The following is a 2,077-nucleotide window of genomic DNA, read 5'->3' on the forward strand; positions in this document are numbered from 1 at the left end:
AAGCAGCTCGCTAGTGTGTTTGGTACGGGACTCAATGAATGGAAGAAGGTCAGACCTGAACATGAAAGCAAGATAAGAGGCTTAATCGGACAGGCTACCGACTTAGTTCTTGATCTTGTTCTGGCTGAAACAGGTAAGGGCAAAACAACACGAACCCAATAAGGCGGGTGAAATGAAACTCAACAGCCAGTACTTCACCCTCAGTGCTCTGGTGATTGTCTCTGGCTTGTTCTGGTTCTACTACAGTGAGTATCAGGACAAGGCCGAAGAATACCGTAGGTTAAAGCGACAGTATGACAGTCAGATTATCGCGATAAATAAGCAGCAAGAGCGCATTGAACATCTTGCAGAACTGGACAAGGTTCACACTCAGGAACTCGCCAATGCCAAGACTGAAATTGACAGGCTGCATGCTATCTCTCTTGCTCATCCTGAGCGGGTGTACATCAAGGCCAAGTGTCCAGTGCCTGAAACCACTACCACCTCCGGCATGGATGATGCAACCACCGCCAGACCTACAGACTCCGCTATCAGAAATTATTGGTTACTCAGAGAACGAATCGCAATCTCTGAGCAAATGATCTTGGGATTGCAGGATTATGTTAATACTGAATGCGGGAGAAAAGGCTAATGAGCAATGAACTTAAGCCGTGTCCATTTTGTGGTAGTGATAATTTAGGCTCTAACCATTATTTTGATTCTGATGATAAGAATTATATAGGATGGGTTGATTGTTATAGCTGTGATGCCCGTGGGCCTGAGATTGGGTGGTTTGATGATTTCGGCGAAGCTGAGACGGAAGCAATCAAGTTATGGAACCAAAGAGCTAAGAACACATCACCCCAGTACAAATGATTCTGGGGTGGCAGGAGTATATCAAAACACAGTGTCAGTAAATCCATTATCGATGAGTTGCCAATGTCAAAAAGAAATAATTGGCTTAAAAACAATCTTATTCATATTAAAAATCTTCTGAATCATACTGGTTTGGATATTTTCAATTATTTGTTTTATTTAGTAAATATCTTGACTCTACGCATATAATTAGTTCTTTTTTTAATCAATTATTAAGTTAAGATGATACTTCTGATGTAAAGGCGCCAAAGCAACAGTTTTATAAACTGAGTGATATGGCTATGTGTTTGAAACTATCAATATTAAAAAGGAAAAATAATGAAAATATCTATTGATGCGATCACATTTTTTACCGCCTCTAGTTCTACCAGTGGTAATCCTGATCAGGTAATTGTGAACTTTACTGCTTTTTCTGATAATTTTGATTCATTATTTTCGACTAGTGTTACTCTGCCATACAGTAAGAATTTATCTGTTAGTGATATTGAAGAGAAAGCAGCAGTAAAGGCAAAAGAACACGGCAGAAAAATATGTAATCAAATATAAAATTAGCTTACTACACGATCCCCAAGCCATCACATCCCGTGATGGCTTTTTTGGCTGAGCAATGGAATGCAACTAAGAGCAAATGGTTCGGGGGTTGCAGGAGTATGTTAGGACGCAGTGTGTGTGAGAGGACGGTGGGAGTACCGTCCTACGATTTTATTATAAACAGAGTGGGGGTGGTTGTATTGGGTTTACTAAGCACTGTTTTACACAGTCCTTCCATTCTTGGCTATTTGGAGGATACTTAGAGCAGACCACAGCATAAGTCTGCATTGAAGCGAAAAGAGTCGTGCCTGCCACTAGGCAAAGAAGAAGATACTTTTTCATAGTTATTCTCCGCATCGTTTACAACGTTGTCATCACAAAAACTGGTAAATCTAATAAACCCATCACACCGTAACAACAAGCGAATAATTCTTAACAATTGATTAACACCTGAAACTAAACCCAATATTTCTTTACCCATTCCCTGAGTGGTTAAAGGAATACAGATAACTCATGCTGCCACTTCGTTCTCACCGCGTACCCTACGCATACGAACTGGCGGCATTTTTATTTTCACCGCGCACCGAAAGCGCATCTCAATTGCACCGAACCTAACCCTATCGAAATGAGCCTTCGAGGTCACCAGTTATGGCTGGCGAGCCTTCGGTGGGCTGGTTTCCTATTTCGGCGA

General features: G+C 41.2%; 3 protein-coding genes and 1 pseudogene. All 4 read left to right on the forward strand.

The genetic code is table 11. From position 1 onward, the window contains the following. A pseudogene (locus Xsto_RS20505) lies at positions 1-162 on the forward strand (phage antirepressor N-terminal domain-containing protein); the annotation flags it as partial. A gap of 10 nt (positions 163-172) precedes the next feature. Further along, positions 173-631, forward strand: coding sequence for a lysis protein (locus Xsto_RS20510; RefSeq protein WP_099126290.1), 459 nt, complete (start codon positions 173-175; stop codon positions 629-631). Further along, the gene (locus Xsto_RS20515) at positions 631-855 is read left to right on the forward strand and encodes a Lar family restriction alleviation protein (protein WP_169926713.1); all 225 of its coding nucleotides are present in this window, start codon (positions 631-633) and stop codon (positions 853-855) included. The genes Xsto_RS20510 and Xsto_RS20515 overlap by 1 nt, the downstream gene beginning before the upstream one ends. Positions 856-1,173: 318 nt before the next feature. Next, entirely contained in the window at positions 1,174-1,401 is a 228-nt protein-coding gene (locus Xsto_RS20520) for a hypothetical protein (protein ID WP_099126292.1), read from the forward strand. Positions 1,402-2,077: the final 676 nt, after the last annotated feature.

This window comes from Xenorhabdus stockiae (assembly GCF_002632825.1).
In the GTDB taxonomy this organism is placed as follows: domain Bacteria; phylum Pseudomonadota; class Gammaproteobacteria; order Enterobacterales; family Enterobacteriaceae; genus Xenorhabdus; species Xenorhabdus stockiae.